At 71.9% G+C, this 17,487-nt stretch carries 15 protein-coding genes, 1 tRNA gene and 1 pseudogene; 9 read left to right on the top strand and 8 right to left on the bottom strand.

What is annotated here, in order from left to right; translation table 11 throughout:
* Window positions 1–35 precede the first annotated feature (35 nt).
* On the bottom strand, window positions 36–725 hold the full coding sequence (locus KPL57_RS22170) for an ISAs1 family transposase (protein ID WP_226353027.1): 690 nt from the start codon (window positions 723–725) through the stop codon (window positions 36–38).
* Between the two features lie 293 nt (window positions 726–1,018).
* On the opposite strand from KPL57_RS22170, the gene KPL57_RS22165 reads away from it, so the two are divergent.
* Both KPL57_RS22165 and KPL57_RS22160 read left to right on the top strand, forming a co-directional pair.
* Window positions 1,019–2,290 (top strand): hypothetical protein, encoded by a 1,272-nt coding sequence (locus KPL57_RS22165; RefSeq protein WP_226353026.1) that lies wholly within the window; start codon window positions 1,019–1,021, stop codon window positions 2,288–2,290.
* 760 nt (window positions 2,291–3,050) lie between these two features.
* Window positions 3,051–3,656 carry a PrgI family protein gene (locus KPL57_RS22160; RefSeq protein WP_226353025.1) on the top strand — a complete coding sequence of 202 codons (606 nt, stop codon included), beginning with the start codon at window positions 3,051–3,053 and terminating at the stop codon, window positions 3,654–3,656.
* Between the two features lie 15 nt (window positions 3,657–3,671).
* Here the strand turns inward: KPL57_RS22160 and KPL57_RS22155 are convergent, their stop codons facing one another.
* Complete coding sequence (locus KPL57_RS22155) at window positions 3,672–5,348, bottom strand: IS1634 family transposase (RefSeq protein WP_226350710.1); 1,677 nt, start codon at window positions 5,346–5,348, stop codon at window positions 3,672–3,674.
* Between the two features lie 120 nt (window positions 5,349–5,468).
* On the opposite strand from KPL57_RS22155, the gene KPL57_RS22150 reads away from it, so the two are divergent.
* The 7 genes from KPL57_RS22150 (at window position 5,469) to KPL57_RS72525 (ending at window position 12,795) form a co-directional block, all read left to right on the top strand.
* Window positions 5,469–5,891 carry a hypothetical protein gene (locus KPL57_RS22150; protein WP_226353024.1) on the top strand — a complete coding sequence of 141 codons (423 nt, stop codon included), beginning with the start codon at window positions 5,469–5,471 and terminating at the stop codon, window positions 5,889–5,891.
* Window positions 5,888–7,873: a VirB4 family type IV secretion system protein gene (locus KPL57_RS22145; RefSeq protein ID WP_226353023.1), complete on the top strand. Its 1,986-nt coding sequence runs from the start codon at window positions 5,888–5,890 to the stop codon at window positions 7,871–7,873. The genes KPL57_RS22150 and KPL57_RS22145 overlap by 4 nt, the downstream gene beginning before the upstream one ends.
* Before the next feature lie 71 nt (window positions 7,874–7,944).
* Window positions 7,945–10,407 carry a type IV secretory system conjugative DNA transfer family protein gene (locus tag KPL57_RS22140; RefSeq protein ID WP_226353022.1) on the top strand — a complete coding sequence of 821 codons (2,463 nt, stop codon included), beginning with the start codon at window positions 7,945–7,947 and terminating at the stop codon, window positions 10,405–10,407.
* A gap of 243 nt (window positions 10,408–10,650) precedes the next feature.
* Complete coding sequence (locus KPL57_RS22135; RefSeq protein ID WP_226353021.1) at window positions 10,651–11,193, top strand: recombinase family protein; 543 nt, start codon at window positions 10,651–10,653, stop codon at window positions 11,191–11,193.
* A 122-nt stretch (window positions 11,194–11,315) separates the two neighbouring features.
* The gene (locus tag KPL57_RS22130) at window positions 11,316–11,726 is read left to right on the top strand and encodes a hypothetical protein (protein ID WP_226353020.1); all 411 of its coding nucleotides are present in this window, start codon (window positions 11,316–11,318) and stop codon (window positions 11,724–11,726) included.
* Window positions 11,727–11,776: 50 nt separating this feature from the next.
* A complete protein-coding gene (locus tag KPL57_RS22125; protein WP_226353019.1) occupies window positions 11,777–12,595 on the top strand; it encodes a recombinase family protein in 819 nt (272 codons plus the stop codon).
* Window positions 12,484–12,795, top strand: a complete 312-nt coding sequence (locus KPL57_RS72525; RefSeq protein ID WP_226353018.1) for a recombinase family protein — start codon at window positions 12,484–12,486, stop codon at window positions 12,793–12,795. The genes KPL57_RS22125 and KPL57_RS72525 overlap by 112 nt, the downstream gene beginning before the upstream one ends.
* Here KPL57_RS72525 and KPL57_RS22115 read toward each other — a convergent pair.
* The 6 genes and pseudogenes from KPL57_RS22115 to KPL57_RS22090 all read right to left on the bottom strand — a co-directional run.
* Window positions 12,731–13,381, bottom strand: a complete 651-nt coding sequence (locus tag KPL57_RS22115) for a transposase (protein WP_226351147.1) — start codon at window positions 13,379–13,381, stop codon at window positions 12,731–12,733. The genes KPL57_RS72525 and KPL57_RS22115 overlap by 65 nt on opposite strands.
* Window positions 13,382–14,045: 664 nt before the next feature.
* Window positions 14,046–14,183 carry a hypothetical protein gene (locus KPL57_RS22110; RefSeq protein WP_226353017.1) on the bottom strand — a complete coding sequence of 46 codons (138 nt, stop codon included), beginning with the start codon at window positions 14,181–14,183 and terminating at the stop codon, window positions 14,046–14,048.
* A 409-nt stretch (window positions 14,184–14,592) separates the two neighbouring features.
* Window positions 14,593–14,664: transfer RNA gene (locus KPL57_RS22105), tRNA-Arg, on the bottom strand.
* Between the two features lie 62 nt (window positions 14,665–14,726).
* Window positions 14,727–16,211 carry a DUF305 domain-containing protein gene (locus KPL57_RS22100; RefSeq protein ID WP_226353016.1) on the bottom strand — a complete coding sequence of 495 codons (1,485 nt, stop codon included), beginning with the start codon at window positions 16,209–16,211 and terminating at the stop codon, window positions 14,727–14,729.
* 150 nt (window positions 16,212–16,361) lie between these two features.
* Window positions 16,362–16,949 (bottom strand): hypothetical protein, encoded by a 588-nt coding sequence (locus tag KPL57_RS22095; protein ID WP_226353015.1) that lies wholly within the window; start codon window positions 16,947–16,949, stop codon window positions 16,362–16,364.
* A gap of 100 nt (window positions 16,950–17,049) precedes the next feature.
* Window positions 17,050–17,487: pseudogene (locus KPL57_RS22090) on the bottom strand (hypothetical protein); the annotation flags it as partial.

Genomic DNA, 17,487 nt, shown 5'->3' with positions numbered 1-17,487 from the left:
TGCCAGCAGCGTGGGCTGGTTCGCTTTGATCGTCATCAGGTAGGGTACGCCGCGGCGGTTAGGTACAGGTCTCGCATTGCTCGCTGGGTGTGCAGAGCGTCCGCGGTGACCAGTACATCGTCGAGGTCGAGGGGGTCGAGCAGCGCGGTGAACGCGGTGATCTCGCTGCCTTTCTCTGCGACCTGAACCTGGCCGAGCACGCCACCGCTGGTCTGGTCGAGCACCGACACCAGATGCGGGAGCCAGACCCTGCCGTCGGCGGCACGGACGCGGGCGCCGCGCAGGGTCTTGCCGTCCAAGGCCAGCACGCGGCGCTGTTCTCGCCGGGGTGTGCCCTCCGGGGCCGGCTGGGCGCTGAGCTGGGGCAACACCCAGGACTGCAACGCCGCCTCCAGCGCCGAGGCGTCGACCCGTTGCAGGACCCGGCGGATGGTCGACTCGTGCGGAGCGACCGCGCCCACCCCGAGCACGTCCAGCACGGCGCGGCCGACGTCATGGGCGTACTCGGCGATCGCGGTGAACGACCGGGCCCCCGCCAACACCGCGCACGCCCCCAGTAGCAACACCGCGAGGACACCGTGGCGGACACCGCGTGGTTTCCGCGGGTCCGGCACTCGCGACAGGGCCTCCACCAGCGACAACCCCGCCGCCTCACCGACCGGCGCGGCTCTCCCCGCGTCAGGACCGACCTCCAGGCCTTCCAGAGCAGCAACGATCGGAGACACTGACACTGCGGACACAGGCTTCCTGACGTGAGCAAGGATTCGACACCCTCATGATCACGCCAAGCCTGTGTCCGCACCCACCCCCACCCCCCACATCACCGCAGCTCAGGACCCACCCATCACGACTTTGCCGGGGCCCTGCCCCGACCCCGGCGCCGGGCGACCTGATCGGTACCCGGATCCGAGCCGCCATACTGCTACTGGCAGTAACAGCGGCGGGGCTCGTCGCGCTCGCCGCGCCGGCCCCCAGCGAGCCGGTCGCGCCCACCGAGGCAGCGGAGCCACGGACCGCGGTGGCTCCCGCCGGGGTCGCCCAGCCCGCCCCGCCACCACCCGCCCCGCCACCGCCTGCACCGGCCGGGCCCGGTCCGGTGGACCTGCTGACCGGCCTACCGCTCGACCTGAGCGCACCGGCCTCACCGGCGGCCCCGCAGTCTCGGGCACCGGGGCAGCCGACGCCCGCGGCGCCGCCGTCGTCGTGCGGGATGTTCGACATATCGGCCTGTGTGTCCGAGGCGTTCACCGAGATGCTGAGCACCGCGGTCACCGAGGTGCTGAACCCGGCCCTGGAGATCCTGTCCAACTCGCTGTTGCAGACTCCGCGGCCGTCGACGATCCCGCGCCTGGCGTCGCTGTGGGACACCTCGTGGCAGATCGCCATGGCCGCCTACGGAGCCGTGATCTGCGTCGGCGGACTGATCGTGATGGCGCACCAGAGCATGCAATCCCGCCTCGGGGTCCGCGAGATCCTGCCCCGGTTGATGGTCGGGTTCCTCGCCGGATGGCTGACCCTGCCGCTGGCCGACATGGCCGTGTCGATCGCCCACGCGATCTCCGACGAGCTGGTCGGTCCGGTCGACGAACGGGCCGGGGTCGCCGGTCTGGCCGGGCTCGTGCGGTCCTCGGTCGAGCACCCGGTGTTGGTCGGCGGGGTCTTGTCCTGGCCGATGCTCATGGCGTTGATCGCGATCGGTCTTCTCCTGCTTGCGGTCGTCGCGGGCTACGTGGTGCGGGTCGTCGCGGTGATCGTGGTGGTCGCCGCCGGACCGCTGGTCGTCATGTGGCACGCGCTGCCACACACCGACCCGCTCGCCCGCTGGTGGTGGCGCGCGCTGGCCGGACTGCTCTCGATCCAGGTCGTGCAGGCCCTCGTGATCGCCGTCGGACTCACCCTCGTTCTGCCTCCACCCGACACCCCGGCCGCCGACGTCCCGACCACCGTCCTCGGTATCCCGTCCAACGCCGCCGGGTGGGTCACGTTGCTGATGGTCGGAGTCCTGCTCTGGGTCGTTCTCCGTGTCCCGGGATGGGTCTGGTCCGCGGTCAAACTCAACACCGGAGGAAGGTCCACCGTGACCAAACTCGTCACCGCCGCCCTGCTCTACAAGACCGGCGGAGCCTTGCGCGGCGCCCTGCCCGGGCGAGCCGCCACCCGCTCGACCCGGGACTTGACCGGCCCCGCGGCACGCGTGTCCCGGCCGGAGCAGGCGACGGTCCGGCAGCCTCGGACGAACCGGCATCGATCGAGCCCAACGGGCAGTGGATGTTGCCGCTCGGGAATCTGAAGCGCCGCAAGTCCCGGGCCAAGACCCAGCCGTGGGAGTACCCGCGCGGTGTCGAGGGGGCACCGCGTCCCGGCCCCGATCAGCTCTACTTTGAGTTCCCGGACACGCCCGCGCGGTCGCCGTTGGTGCCGCAGTTCCGGGCTCCGGGCGAGCGCGACGATCAGCCGTTGCCGCGCCGCCAGAGCCAGGCACCCGCCGCCGCTGTCTTCCAGGGACCGGGCCAGCAGCGGCCGGGACCGGCGAGCTGGGCGCGACGTTCCACCACCGCGCCCCCTGCGGTGCGGTTCGATGACGGCAGCGTGCCCGCTCCCGAGCCGCCACCTCTGCGGGCACGGACCGCTCCGCCGCCCGTGCAGTTCCGTCCGGAGGTCCGGCCGCGCCCGGCTGTTCCGAGTCCGCCGCGGGCCACCGCCCCGGCACCGGGGGTGCGGTTCGCCCCTGCAGTGCCCGAGCCGACCCCTGTCCCGCCCCGAGCCGCCCCCACCGCCGTCCCGGTGCCGGTGCGGTTCGAGGCTCCGCGTTCGTCCCGGGCGATACGTCCCGCCCCGGTTCCGCAGTTCCGCGAGCCGACCCCACCCGGCCCCGCCGTCGGCTCGCCGCGGCCGAGCGTCCCGGCCGCGCCGGTGGTGTTCCACCCGCCTACCCGTACCCGGTCTGTGCCGCCGAGCCCACCGGCGGCGGGTCCGGCTCCGGTCCCGCTGTTCCACCCGCCCACACCACCGACCCGCACTGAGGACACCGATACCTCTGGGGGGTCCCGATGACCGCGCCGGTCCAGGTCCCCGCGAACATCGACCGGGAGGATCAGCTCCTCGGGCCGCTGACCGCGCGGCAGCTGGTCATCATCGGCTCGGCCGCCGTGGCGGTTTACGGGCTGTGGCAGTGGCTCGGTCCGACCCACGGCGCGGTGTTCGTGGTGCTGTCGGCGCCGATCGCGCTTGCCGCGACCGCGCTCGCGGTCGGGCGCCGAGACGGCCTCGGCCTCGATCGCCTCCTGCTGGCCGCGGTCCGCCACCGCGCGCAGGTGCGGTCCGCGCCGAACACTGTCCGAGCCGCTGCGGGAGACGGCACCGGTCGGGTGGTGTCGACCCGCGTACCGGTGCGCGGGGTGCGTGCGGTCGGCCCGGACCGGCTCGGAGTCGTCGACCTCGGCGCCGCCGGCCTGGCGGTGGTCTGCTCGGTCGCGCCGGCCAACCTGAGTCTGCGCTCGGCCGCCGAGCAGTACGCCGCCGTCGCCGGGTTCGCTCGGTGGCTGCACTCGCTGGCCGGGCCCGTGCAGCTGGTCACCCGCACCCGGCGTCTGGACCTGTCGGTACCGATCTCGCGTCTGCGCGCCGCTGCGCCTGGACTGGCCCATCCTGCCTGACTTCGGTCACTTGTCTTAGTGCTTCGCCGCGGGCTGACGGAGCGCGTCGAGGAGGGCCTGTTTGTCGGCGGGGACGGCGGGCGGGAAGGTCTGCTGGGTGCCGTTGATGGCGATGGTGGCCGAGCGCAGTGGTCGGAGCTGGCGGACGACGTTGCGGATGGTGAGCCCGGTGCGGTTCTGGATCTCGCGGGCGACTGCGAGGGCGGTGAACACGATGGTCAGGTGCGCTTCGATGGACTGGCGTTGGTGGTGGAACATCGGGCGGGCGCGTAGGTCGGTTTTGCTCATCCGGAAGGACTGCTCGACGTGCCAGAGGTCGTGGTAGTCGCCGATGATCTCCCCGGCCGCTGCGCCGCCGGCCGGGATGTTGGTCACGTAGCCCTTCAACCCGACCAACCGGTATGCCCGAGCCAAGGAGGCCTCGTCCAGGGCGCGGGAGCCGTTGGTGACCTTGACGAACCGCGGTGTGCGCGCGGGCTTCTCGCCGGCGATGACCTCGCGGGCCCGGTTCTCCTGCAGGGTCAACGTGCGCCGGTCCCGGACGGCCCGCTTCGTGGAGTAGGCCCAGACCGCCCGCCAGGATCCCGGATGCTGGTTGGGGTTCCAGACGGGCTCGGCCTTGACCTTCGGGCTGTTCTCGCTGCGCCCGGTGCGGCGGTCGCGTGGTGTGAGGGTGTCGATGATCTGCCCGTCGACGAAGGCGTCGCCGTGCCAGTGGAAGTGCGACTCCAGGTCAACCGGGGCCTTGGTGAGTCGGGAGCCGACGATGAACCGCAGGCCGGCCTCGTCGAGGTCGCGCAGGTTCGCGGCCGAGAGCATCCCTGCGTCGGCGACCACGACCATCCCGCCCGGCTCGACCGGCAGCTGGTGTCGGGCCCGGAAGGCCTCGATGATCGGCAGGATCGTCGCGGTCTCGGTCTTGTTGCCCTCGAAACAGCCGATCTCGAGGGGGAACCCTGCGCGATCGACCAGCAGCCCGACGACGACCTGCGGGTCGACCCGGCGTTCCTTGGAGAACCCGACCTTGCGCAGGTCGTCCTCCTTCTCCGCCTCGAAGTAGAGGGTGGTGACGTCGTAGAGACACAACGACACATCCCCACTGCCACGGGCGTGGGTGAAGCAGGCCCTCGCGATCTCGTCGCGGTAGCTGCGCCCGGTGCAGCGCAGCAGGGTGCGGCGCATCGTCTTTTCGCTCGCCGCGGTGACGCCCAGACCGGCCAGCACCCGACCGGTGTCCAGGATGGACGTGGGCTCGACGATCCGGGCGATCACCAGGTCGCGGAACGTGTCATCAGCGACCTCTGCGAACCCGAGGCCCGCGTAGACCTCGGCGAGGATGTCGAACAGCACCCGCGACCCGGTCGTGATCACCTGCGGCGCACCCACCCGCCGGGTTGTGGTGCTCGGGGCGCGCCGCGGCATCTGGCCGAACAGCCCCTCCTGCGTGGCACCGCCGGCCGCGGTGGGCGCGATCAGCTCGGCCCGCCGGGGTGACGGCGCGACGCCCAGATCCAGGGCCTGCTGTGCAGCGTCGTCGATCAGCCCACGGGCCTGCTCGACCAGCAGGCCCAGCTCGGCCTCGGTGTGCGCTGACCCGACATGGGCCACGATCCGTCGATGGCCCTGCACGGACTCGGCGATCTGGACCGCGGTCGCCCCGGAGGCCGTCCGTACCCGCCTCACCCACGCCACCTGACCGAGCGTAGAGCACCGAATTAGTGCCTCACACCGCTCCCGCGCAAACACATCACCGCAGCTCAGCGCAGTACAAGCTGCGAAACCAGGCTCGGGTGACCAAAGTCAGGTCCTGCGTTGGCCCGCGCGGCTCGTGCCCATGCCGCGCATCTGCAGGCTCTGGACTCCCACGCCGAACTCCTCGACCGCGAGTTCTTGATCGTGTTCCGGGACCCGGCTCCGGCCCGCGACGGAACCGTGTCCGCGGTGGGGGATGTGTTGCGTCGCCGTGCGGGGGAGGCGGTCGGGATGCTCGGGCCGCTCGGGCTGCGAGTGACGCCGTTGTCCGACGCCGAGGCCGCCGACGTCCTCCAGCGCGCGACCGTCCCGGCGGCCGGGCTGCGTCGCGGCCCGAGCCCGGCCCGGCGGGCGGACCTCGATCTGCCCACGGTCGAGATCGCCCGCCCGTTCCCGCCGTGGCCGCTATCGCGCCCACCACAGACCGGCGACGACCTCGACCACGAGTTCGGCTTCCACGGTTCGGAGGACTACCCGCGATGAAGGATCTCCTGCGTGTGCGCCCACGACGCCCCGCACCCAAGCCACAGCCGGAGCCGGAGCCGGAGGGCTGGTTCTCCCCGGGCACCGTGCGCGTCGCGGCGCGCCGGGTCGGGCTCGACGGGCTGTGGTCATCGACCTTGGTCGTCACCGGGCTTCCGCGTGAAGTCACCGGAGCGGGATGGCTCGCCCCACTGACCGGTCACCCCGGCCTCGTCGACGTCTCCGTGCACGTGAACCCGATCGACCCGGCCACCGCCGCCACCCGGCTACGCCGCCAGCTCGCCCGCCTGGAAGCCGGGCGCCGCTCCGGCGCCGAGCACGGCCGGCTACCCGACCCCGAAGTCGACGCCGCCACCGAGGACGCCCATGTCCTGGCCGAACGCGTCGCCCGAGGTGAATCGAAGCTGTTCACCGTCACCTTGACGGTGACCGTGACCGCGGCAACCGAGGCGGAGCTCGATGACGAGCTCGCCGCGATCCGGGCGTTGACGGCCTCGCTGCTGATGACCGGGCACCCGCCGACGTGGCGGGCGTGGCACGGATGGGAGACCGGGCTCCCGCTGGGCATCGACCGAATCGGCACCGGCCGCATCCTCGACACCGCCTCACTGGCCGCGTCGTTCCCGTTCGCCAGTCCAGATCTCCCGCCGCCGTCCGGCCCCGGGGACGAGACGTCCATCCTCATCGGCCACAACCTCGCCAGTAGCTCGCTGGTGTTCTGGGACCGGTGGAGCCTGGACAACTACAACTCCGTGATCCTCGGCAGGTCCGGGGCCGGGAAGTCCTATCTGGTCAAGCTCGACGTCCTGCGCTCGCTCTACACCGGCACACAGGTGCAAGTCATCGACCCCGAAGACGAGTACACACGGCTGGCCGAGGCGGTCGGTGCGACGGTGGTCCGCCTCGGCGCCCCCGGCACCACGATCAACCCCTTCGATCTCGACGTCCACACCACCGCCGACGGCACGAGGACCGCCGCACCCGACGCGCTCGCCCGCCGCCGCCTGGTCGTCCACGAGTTCCTGTCGCTGGCCCTGACCAGCGGCGAGGCGCTGTCGGCGTCGGAGGTCGCGATCCTCGACGAGGCGATCACCCTCGCCTACACCCGCGCCGGGATCTGTGAGGACCCCGCCACCTGGACTCGCCCCGCACCGCTACTCGCCGACTTGCGTGCCGCCCTGCTCGACCGCCCAGGGACCGCGCCGGGTGTGATCAGCCGCGCCCTGAACCCCGAGCAGGGCGACGACCCGGACACCCAGCGCGGCGCGGACGAGCACGCGCCGACGCCGGACCCGTCCCGGCAGGTCGCCGAGGACCTGGCGCGTCGCCTGCGCCCCTACGTGGACGGAAGCCACTCGGCCCTGTTCGACGGGCCGACGTCGCATCCGCCGGGCGGCGACCTGATCGTGTGGTCCCTCCGAGAGCTGCCCGAGCCACTGCGCCCGCTGGGGACGATGCTCGTGCTCGATGCGGTGTGGCGGACCGTGACCCACCCGCACGACCGACGCCGACGCCTCGTCGTGGTCGACGAGGCGTGGATGCTGCTCCAGCACAGCGCGGGCGCCCGGTTTCTCCTGCGGGCCGCGAAATCCGCGCGCAAGCACTGGGCTGGGCTGGTCGTGGCGACCCAGGACACCGCCGACGTCCTGGCCTCGGACCTCGGTCGGGCGGTGATCACCAACTCGGCCACACAGATTCTGCTGCGGCAGGCGTCGCAGGCCATCGACACCGTGGCCGCGGTGTTCGGCCTCTCCGCCGGGGAACAGTCGTTCCTGTTGTCCGCCGAGCGTGGCGACGGCCTGTTGACCGGGGGCGACGATCGCCGGGGCGCGTTCGCCGCACTCGCCTCCGCCGAGGAAGACGCCCTGATCACGACGGACCCGGCGCAGCTCGCCGACCAGCACACCGCCGCTGCGTCCTGGGTCGACCTCGGCCGTGGCACCGCCGCCGTCGCATCCCAGCCGCAGGCTCTGCCGTGGTGAGCCCCCTCGACCCGCCAACCGGGAGCGCGGGGCGTGCTACGGCCCCGCAGGCTGCACTGTCGTGCCCGCCCATGGCGGTCGCCTTCGGCCAGCACCCCCGCCCCCTGGCCGGTGCAGCGGCGGACGTATGGCCGTTGCTCGCCACGGGTGCCCTCGCCGCAGTGGTGACGGGGCTGGTGTGGATGGTGATGGATCGGTGGGCGATGCGGCGAGCGTGGACGGGCGCGGCGCAGGTGGAAATCCTGGCACCGCCCCGTGTCGACCCGGCCGGAGCCTCGGTGTTCTGGCAGCACCTGCTCGGCCTACTGCGCCCCCGATGGTCACTGTGGACCCCACACGTGGTGTTCGAGTACCAGTTCGACGCAGGCGGTCTACGAATCTCGGTGTGGGTGCCGGGCACCGTCGCGGCCGGGCAGGTCGCCGCCGCCGCCCGAAGTGCGTGGCCGGGCGCGCGAACCACGATCACCCCCGAGCCCCGCCCGACCGGAGCCGAGCGTGCGGTGCAGGTGGCGGGTGCACGGATGCGGCTTGCGCGGCCCGCGGCGTTACCGATCGCGACCGAGCACCGCACGGACCCTCTGCGCGCGCTGATCGGGGCCGCGACCCCACTCACCCCCTCCGAGAAGGTCCGGGTACAGGTCGTGGCCCGGCCGATCTCCGGTGCCCGCCTCGCGCGGCTCGCCCGACCCGCCGCGACGGTCGACACCGGTGCCCGCCTGCTCAGCGGGGTCGCTGCCGCGGCGGCGACGCTGGCACAGGAGATCGTCGCGACCGCTGTGCACGGCCCCGCCCACACCACCACCCGTCACCGGACGCCGCCGACCGCGGGGCCCCGGCCCTCTGGGCCCGGCCGCTTGATCACCTCGACGCAAGACCGCGCGACCGCCACGAAAGCCCACGGCGCCGGAGGCGGGCACCTCGTCGCCGTCCGGCTCGTCGCAGAGGTCGCAGCACTCGGACCCGGTCGTGATGCCGCCCAGGTCGCGCGGGCCCGCGCGATCCGCCGCGCGAGGGCTGTCGCGTCCACGTTCGCCGAGTACTCCGCGCACAACTACTTCCGTCGCCGCCGGATGCGGCGAGCAGCTCAAGTGATCGAGTTCCGGCGGCTACGCCGAGCAGACCCGCTCTCGGTCGCAGAGGTCGCCGCCCTGGCCCACCTGCCTATCGACGAGCACGTCCCCGGCCTGCGTCGTGCCGGAGCCGCTGCGATCGCCCCGCCCCCACAGGTCCCGACCGGCGGACCCGGCGTCCGGGTCCTCGGTGACTCCGACGCCGTCGCCGCCCGCCCCATCGGCCTCTCTGTGGCCGACGCGCGCCATCACCTGTGGGTCCTCGGCGCCACCGGCAGTGGGAAGTCGACACTGCTCGTGCACCAGGTCCTCGCCGACGCCGGAGCCGGACGCGCCGCGATCGTGATCGACCCTAAAGGCGACATGATCACCGACACCCTCGCTCGGCTCCCCGCCGCCGCACGAGCCCGCACCATCGTCGTCGACCCCAGCCGCCCCGGACCCACACCGCGGCTCAACCCCCTCGATCCGCTCGGGCTGGGATCGGTCCCGGGCGTTGGTGACGCCACGGTGGAACACGTCGTGTCGGTGTTCTCTCGGGTGTTCGCATCCGCGTGGGGGCACCGCAGCGAGGATCTGCTCCGGGTCGCCTGCCTGACCCTGCGCGACCGGCCCGGTGTCGCGTCGCTGAACCAGATTCCCGACCTGCTGGGCAACCAGGCGGTGCGAGCCCGCACCCTCACCGGACTGGCCCCGAGCGCCCGCCTGTCGCAGTTCTGGGACGAGTTCGACCACCTGTCCGACGCGACCCGAGCCCAGATCAGCGCACCCCTGCTGAACAAACTCCGGTCGATCCTGCTCCGACCGTTCGCCGAACGCCTGCTCTGCGGGCCGTCCACCGTGGACCTGTCCGCGGTACTCGACGGCGGTGGGCTGCTGCTGGTGCGCCTGCCCAAAGCCGCCCTCGGGGAGGACACCGTGCGGCTGGTCGGGTCTCTGCTCGTGGCCCAGGTGTGGGCCGCGGCGCTCGCCCGCGCCGGCCAACCCGAGCACACCCGCCGTGACGCGGCGTTCTACATCGACGAGTGCCACAACTTCCTGAACCTGCCCTACCGGCTCGAGGACATGCTCGCCGAGTCCCGTGGCTTCCGCCTGTCGCTGATCCTGGCCCACCAACACCTCGGACAGCTCACCCCACCGCTGCGGGACGCGTTGCTGGCCAACGCACGTAACGCGGCGTTGTTCGGGCTCTCCCCAGCCGATGCCGCCGTGCTGGCTCGCCGCACCCTGCCCGAACTCGGCGCCCACGACCTCGCCCGGCTCGACGGCTTCCATGCCGCCGCGACCCTGCTCAACGCCGGGGCGCCCATGCGGGCGTTCACCTTCACCACCCGCCCCCTCCCCGCCCCGCCCGCGATCCCGGCCGAGCCGCCGATCGCACCGCGCCCACCCCACACCCGCGAGCTCCCCGACACCGAGCCCGACCGGGCCGACCCGCGCCACGACGCCCGACCCCACCTCTGACCGCACATCAGAAGGAGTAACCGTCATGACCAACACCTCGCGCGCTACCCGCGCCACCACCGAGCCCAGCAGGCGCGGTGCCTCGTCTCGGCCCCGCCACCGCGACGACTCACCTCGGCCGGCGACTGCGAGCCGACGAGACGGGATCAAGTTGGCGCAACCGGCCGCGTCGGCGATGGCCTGCGCGCCCACGTACTGCAGGACCACCACGCCGAACTCGCCGCCCGATCCCGCGCCGCGATCGTGCATCGCATCGAAGCCGGACAGCTCCCGCTCAGGATCCCGTTCGGTTACCGGCGTCCCGGGTCCGGCCCGGCCCTCGACAGCGACGGCCCGATCACCGCGTGGGGTGCCTACGACCCCGACGCCGAGCCGCAGACCGATGCGAGTCGGCTCGGGCGTGCCGGTCGCGCCCCGGCCTCGACGTGGGTGCTGGACGTGCACACCGCGTGGGCGGTCGCGGAGATCTACTTGTGGGCCAGTTGCGGTGAGTCCCCGCAGTCCATCTCCGTCCGGCTCCGGACCTCGTGGCCTCTGCGCCCGACACTGGTCACCGCGACCGGCCGCCCCTTGCCCTGGACCGCCACCCGCGTCCGCGCCGTCCTGCTCGATCCGTCCTACCTCGGCCACTCGGTGTGGGGACGCAGCCGCCCGCGCGAGTCCTGGACGATCTCGACCACGACCACCCATCCGCCGCTGATCACCACGAGTACGGCCGACCACGTCGCACGAGTCGTGTCGCGCGGCAACACCACGACCAACGATTGGGCCGGGTGGGGACGGTGAACGGGCGGCCACCCAGCTCGACCCGGAACCCATCCGAGCCATCGGATGGACATGCTCGACGACGTGCACCGGTGGCCCCACAACGTCGTCGGCCGACCTCTCGACCGGGCCGTCGCACGGACTTGACCACGCCCGCCCACCGACCCACCCCGTCGCGCCACCATCCCGAGGCGTCGACCCCTGCGATCCCGGCGACGGAAACCCACGGGAAAAGCGGAGAAAACGGCAACGCCGCCCACGGCCGTAATGATCAAGATCCACCGCTGGCGGCCGAATCGACAACCGTCAAGGTCAACCCTAATGATAGAATCGGAACCGATCGCAATAGTGGTACCGGCGATTCTGGGGTAGCAGTAGGGGTCTTTCAGGATGGCAGCGAGGTGCGCGTCTCGCCGTCCGACTTGAAGGTTATCTACGAGATCGTTTCCGTGGAATCGGCACAGGAGATGGCCCGGCTTCGGATGGATCAAGCGCGGGTATTACGTGCTGTGGTCGAGTGGGTCGCGCAGCACGCACGCGATCCGAGGCGTTGAGCGGTTGAGGAAGCGAGGGGAAAGCGATGAGTCATCCGCCGGTGGACGGGATGCCGCAGGTCGTCGCGGACTGGGTGCGGGAGCGGGTCGGGCCCATCGCCGACGGTCCGGGGGCGGGTCTGGTCGAGGTGGCGTGGGTGGGCCGAACCTCGACCGACGACCAACAGGACCCGGTCGGTTCGCTGCTGCGGCAGCTGCGGGTCAGTCAGGCCGCGTTGCCCGAGGGCTGTGTCATCGTGGCCCACTTCTACGACGTCGAGTCAGGCCGTAAGGACCTCGCTCACCGCGGCAACGGAGCCGCGTGGTCGGTACCGATCCCGCGGGACGGGGGAGTGGTCGACCTCCTCGACCGTGCCGAAGGCCCGGCTCCGGGGTTCACCGCGGTCATCTGCGAGCAGATCGACCGGATCGCTCGGGGTACCTATTACGGGACCTTGATCGAGCATCGCCTTCAGGCTGCGGGTGTGCGGTTGTGGGCGGCTGACGAGCCGTTCGAGGTGACCGCTCGGGCCGGGATCGTCGAGCCGTCGTCGATTCTGACTCGCCGGGTGAAGCAGGGAGTCGCTGAGTGGTATGCACTCGACATGCTCAAGCGGGCTCGTGGTGGATATGAAACCCACACCGAGCAGGGGTACTCAGTCGGTAAAGCTCCGTACGGGTACCGAGCCAACACGGTCACGTTGCGGGAGAGCGAGCAGGTTCGCGGTAAGGGGAACCGCGGCAGGGTCGTGAACGGGCGCGGACGAAGTCGACCTTGGTGGCGCATCCGGTCGAGGCGGAGGTGGTGCGGCGGATCTTCCGGTGGCGGGTCGGCGCCCGGCAGGGGTACCAGGCCATCGCCGACACCCTCAACGCCGATCCCGAGCTGAACCCGCCCCCGACCCCGGTCGACCCGTCTCGTGCAGTCGGGACGTGGACGGCGAGCAGCGTGCGCGAGATCCTCAACCAACCCAAGTACACCGGTTACATGGTGTGGAACCGTCGCGCGATGCGTACCCGGAGGCTTATTCATAAGCCGCAAAGAAGTAGAGGCCTACGATTGCCGCAACTGTGCTTTCGTATTTGCTGATGGGGTAGCGGTATCGGCCACCTTCTTCGCTGAGCATGCGCCATGTTTTGAGGTGCGCGATGGCGTGTTCGACGGCTGCGCGGATTCTGCCGAGGGCGGTGTTGAACTCGACTTGGCTGGGGTCGAGGTCGATACCGGGGGATCGCTTGTGCGGGACCGTGTTGATGCCCTCGACGCCGATGTAGCCGAGGTCGGCGACGGACGGGAGATCGCGCAGACGCTCCGCCAGCCCGGATGCGGCGTAGGCATGTGCGTCGTGGCGGGCGCCGTGAATCGGGACTTCGCCGACCGCGACGAGGACTCCGTCGAGGGTGGCGGCGATCTGCAGGTTCATGCCCGAGTAGCCGGCCTTGACCGAGAACAGGTCGGACACTGCGTTCCAGTCCCACGTCGGGCACACGGTGCCATCGACCAGCACTGTTCCGCCTCCGAGGACCTCCCGCGGGTCGGGCACGACGTCGGCGAGGACCTCGCCGATCACCGGGCGCAGCAGGTCCCAGCGGCGACTGACCGTGGACTGGCTGACCCCGAAGATCGCGCCCGCGAAGTCCTGGGTCACGTTCTTGCGCATCAGCGTCACCACCATGGCCACTGACCGGAACAAGCCCAACGCAACAGGCCTACCTGCAGAAACGAACTTGCCGCCGCATCGGGCGTGTACTCTCACCACCAGATCGGTGAGTTGTCTATCGTCCAACCCTGTCATAGCTTTGAATCGCAACAGCTCTTCGCCGATCCTCGTTCGATGCCTGGGAACACCGAACAAACCGGCAAGGGCTGTTGCACTTCAAGCGCGACACACCGCCGTGCCGGTATCGAGACAAAATCGCCGGTGACGGCTTCCGCAGATCAACAGAATTACTCCCTTGTGAATAAGCCCCCCGGTCCGGGGCGAATAACCCGATGAACGAGTGGACGTGGTCGAGCCGGCCCACGCACGAGGCGTTGGTGGACCTCGACACCTACGTGGCCGCGTTGAACATCGTGCAACGCCGCCAGCGGTCCCGAGACGCCGCAGGGGTCAACTCCCATCCGCAGGCCAAGCGCTCCTACCGAGTGCGGTCCTACCTGTTCTGTGAGCTGTGTGGTCGGCGGATGTTCGGCAAGACCCGTCGCGCGACTGCGTACTACGCGTGCGCACCGAAACGGGGGCAGCAGGTGCCCGACGGGCATCCTGGGAGCCTGTGGGTGCCCGAGCACCTGATCGTCGGTGCGCTCGGGGACTTCCTGGCCCGGCACGTGTTCGGCGACTACCGCAGCGAACTCCTGCGGGCCACGGTCGAGCAGCGCCACGGCGAGAGCGTGGCCGAGCACGCCGGGCAGGTGGCGGCGGTGCACGCGGCGATGGCCGACATCGAGAAGCGGCGGGCATCGCTGTTGCGGTCCATCGAGGTCGCCGACGACCTCGACGCGGACCTGCTGGCCGATATCAGCCGTCGCCGCAAGGAACTCGGCGCCGAGCAGGCCCGACTGCGTGAACGGGCCGAGCACCTGCGCAGCGTGGAGGTGGAACGGCCCAGCCCCGACCTGATCGACATGCTCCCCATCGGGTCCTGCGACCTCGACGCGCTGCCTGATGAGCTGTCCCGACGCCTGTTCGAGGCTTTGCGCCTGGAGATCTACTACAACCGCCACGACCACCGAGCCCGGTTCCGGGTCACCCTCACCGGCGAAACCGTCGGGATCGCCCAACAGGCCAGCAGTGCCGTGATCGTCCCTGAACAGCAGAAACCGGCCGCACCGGACGGTAGTCCGGTCGGCCGGTCGGGGAACGGCGGCCCGGTCCCATCTGTTGTGTGCCCCCGGCAGGATTCGAACCTGCGCTCCCGCCTCCGGAGGGCGGTGCTCTATCCCCTGAGCTACGGGGGCCGTGCGATGGGAGAACAGTAGCGCACAGTGCCCGGGCCCCCGGCACGGGGGCCCGGGCGTGATCAGCCCAGCGGCAGCGGCGCTGCTCCCCGTTCGGCGAGCAGCCCGCGCATCAGCTCGGCCTCGGAGTTCTGCGACGCGAGCATCTGGGCCGCGAGGTTGCGGACCTCGCCGGTGTCGGCGTGGTCGCGGGCGTACTCCAGCATCGACACCCCGCCCTGGTGGTGGCGGAGCATGAGCTGGAGGAACTCGACGTCCAGCGCGGTGCCGGGCGGGGTGGCGCGCAGCCGCGCGAGGTCCGCGGTGCTCGCCATGCCCGGCATCGTCGCGGTGCCGCCGGACATGCCGGACATACCCGCCATCCCGGCGTGCGCGGAGGAGCCCATCCAGGCCATGTGGCCACCGCTGGGCAGGCTCGGGGCGTCCCACAGGCCGAGCCAGCCCTGCATCCGGCCGACCTGCTGGTTCTGGGTGGTCTCGATGTCGAACGCCAGCTGGCGCACCCGCGGGTCGGTGGCGCGGTCGCGCTCCCAGGAGGCCATCTCGACGGCCTGGCGGTGGTGCACGGTCATGTCCTGGGCGAACCCGACGTCGACCGAGCCCGGCTCGGGCACGAACGGGCCGAACGCGCCGCGCACCGCGAACCCGGCGACGAGCACGGCCACGAGCGCGACCAGGCCGAACGCGATGGCCGGGGGGTTGTTCCAGGGGGAGCGCTCCTGCTGCGGGGCGCTCACTGCCCGGGAGCCGGCGCCGGCGCGGAGGCGGGCGCTCCGGGGACGGCCGGGTCGGGGGCGGGGGCACCGCCCGGGGTCGCACCCTGGTTCTCGGGCAGGACGGTCTGCCCGTCGACGGCGGACTGCGGCGGGATCGGCTGGAAGGCCGGCGGGTTGTCCTGGTCGAAGCCCTGCGCGCCGAGCGCGTCGCAGGAGGCGCCGACCTCGGGGTGGGTGAACCGGTTGAGCCGCAGCGCGGATGAACTGGTCGATGCGCTCGTCGTCGGCGTTCTGGACCTTCAGCTGGTTGCCCCAGGACTGCAGCGAGATCGGGGCGTCGAGGCCCGGGTAGGGCGACATGACCGTGTACGGCTGGCCCTCGACCCGCTGGGCGAGCGCGGCCTTCCCGGCCTCGTCGAGGGTGTCGGGGTTGTAGGCGACCCACACGGCGCCGTGCTCGAGGGAGTGCACGAGGTTCTCCGAGCGGACCGGGTTCGGGTAGACGACGCCGTTGCAGGCGGCCCAGAACCCGTCGTGCGCGCCGCCGAAGGGCGGGCTGTGGGTGTAGGCGACCCGCTGGAAGCCGAGCACGTGCTGCAGGCCCGGGTACTCCTGGCTGACGATGCCGGGGATCGCGAGCGCGGGGTTCCGATTGTCCTCCGAGGGCTCCCATGCCCGGTTCTGGTTGCGCTGCACCAGCGGGTAGACGATGAACGCCCCCGCCAGCAGCACCAGCACGGTGATCGCCGCGACCATGCCCCAGGGGAACTGGCGCTGGCCGACCGCGCTGGGCATCGACGGTCGCTTCTTGCCGGACTTGCCGCTGGCCATGGGGAGTCCTGTTCGTGGTCGGCGGGCGGTTTCGCCCGAGTCTAGGAAGGCCCCGTCACCGGCTCGCCCACCACCCGTAGGAGCGGTAGTCGGGGTAGGGCGCGAGCAGCGGGGCGACCGGGCGGGTGGTCACCGTGACGCGGTCACCGGTCACGAACTCGCCGGGCACCGTGAACGACGCCTGCGCCCACGGCTGCGCGTCCGGCAGCGTCCACTCCCCGGCGGGGCGGCCGTCCACGTCGACGGCGACCACCCGGGTCCGCTCGCCCGGCAGCGCGGGCCCGGCGCCGATCCGCCGGTCAGGGTGACCGGCCGGCCGGGGACGGTCCCGCCGAGGGTGAAGGTCTCCCCACCGACGACGTGTCGGCCGCTGTCGGCGACGAGCCGTCCGGGTGCGACGACGGCGCGGTCCAGCACCGAGTCCGGCTGCACGCCGAGCACCGGCGGGTCGGTCGTCCAGCCGTGCGCGGCCTCGTCGGTCATGTCCCCGACGTTCAGGTGGTCGACGATCCGGCCGGGCACCGGCAGGTCCGGTGCCTGCGCGGAGTCCGCGGCGGACCAGTCCGCCCGCCAGATGCTGACCCGGTCGCAGCTGCGGTCGAGCTGGCAGGTCTGCGGCGCGGACGCCGAGATCGGCCGGGCCGGCCCGGCGAGCCCGAAGGTGATGACCGGCTCGGCGCCGAGCAGCCGGCGCGGCCGAGGTCGGCGACCGGGACCCCGCCCCCACCGGTCGAACACCGCGAACCACTGCGGCCGCTCGCGGGCCCGGGCAGTGCCCGCAGGGCCTCGTACAGCGTCCCCGGCCCGTTCAGCGACGGTGCGGCCATCCCGTTCGTGGTCAGCCCGACCAGGTCGACGGTGCGGTGCCCGCCGAACCAGGCCCCGCGGCGCCGACGTCGTTGACGGCGACGGCGTCGCCCGGCGGCACGTTCCCGGCGATCCACTGCGCGACGCTCACCGGGCCCTCCCGCATGGCCGACGCCTGCTGGCCCAGCCGGAGCGCCCAGGCCGGCGTCGCGGCGAGGGTGAACAGCAGCACCACCGCGAGCAGCCCGGTGCGCGCCGGCCGGTTCCCGACGAGCCCGGCACCGAGCACCACGAGCAGGAGCAGCAGCGGCAGGAACGGCTGCAGGTAGCGCAGGTCCTGCCACATCGCCGTGGTCAGGGTGGCGACGGCGAGCACCACCGACGCCAGCCCGCCGCCGAGCACCACCGCGAGGACGCGCTCCCGGCGTGCGGCCAGCACGGCGACCCCGAGTACGGCGAGCACCAGCGC

It is taken from the genome of Pseudonocardia sp. ICBG601 (genome assembly GCF_020496245.1).
This window is presented reverse-complemented; position numbering and strand designations above follow the sequence as displayed.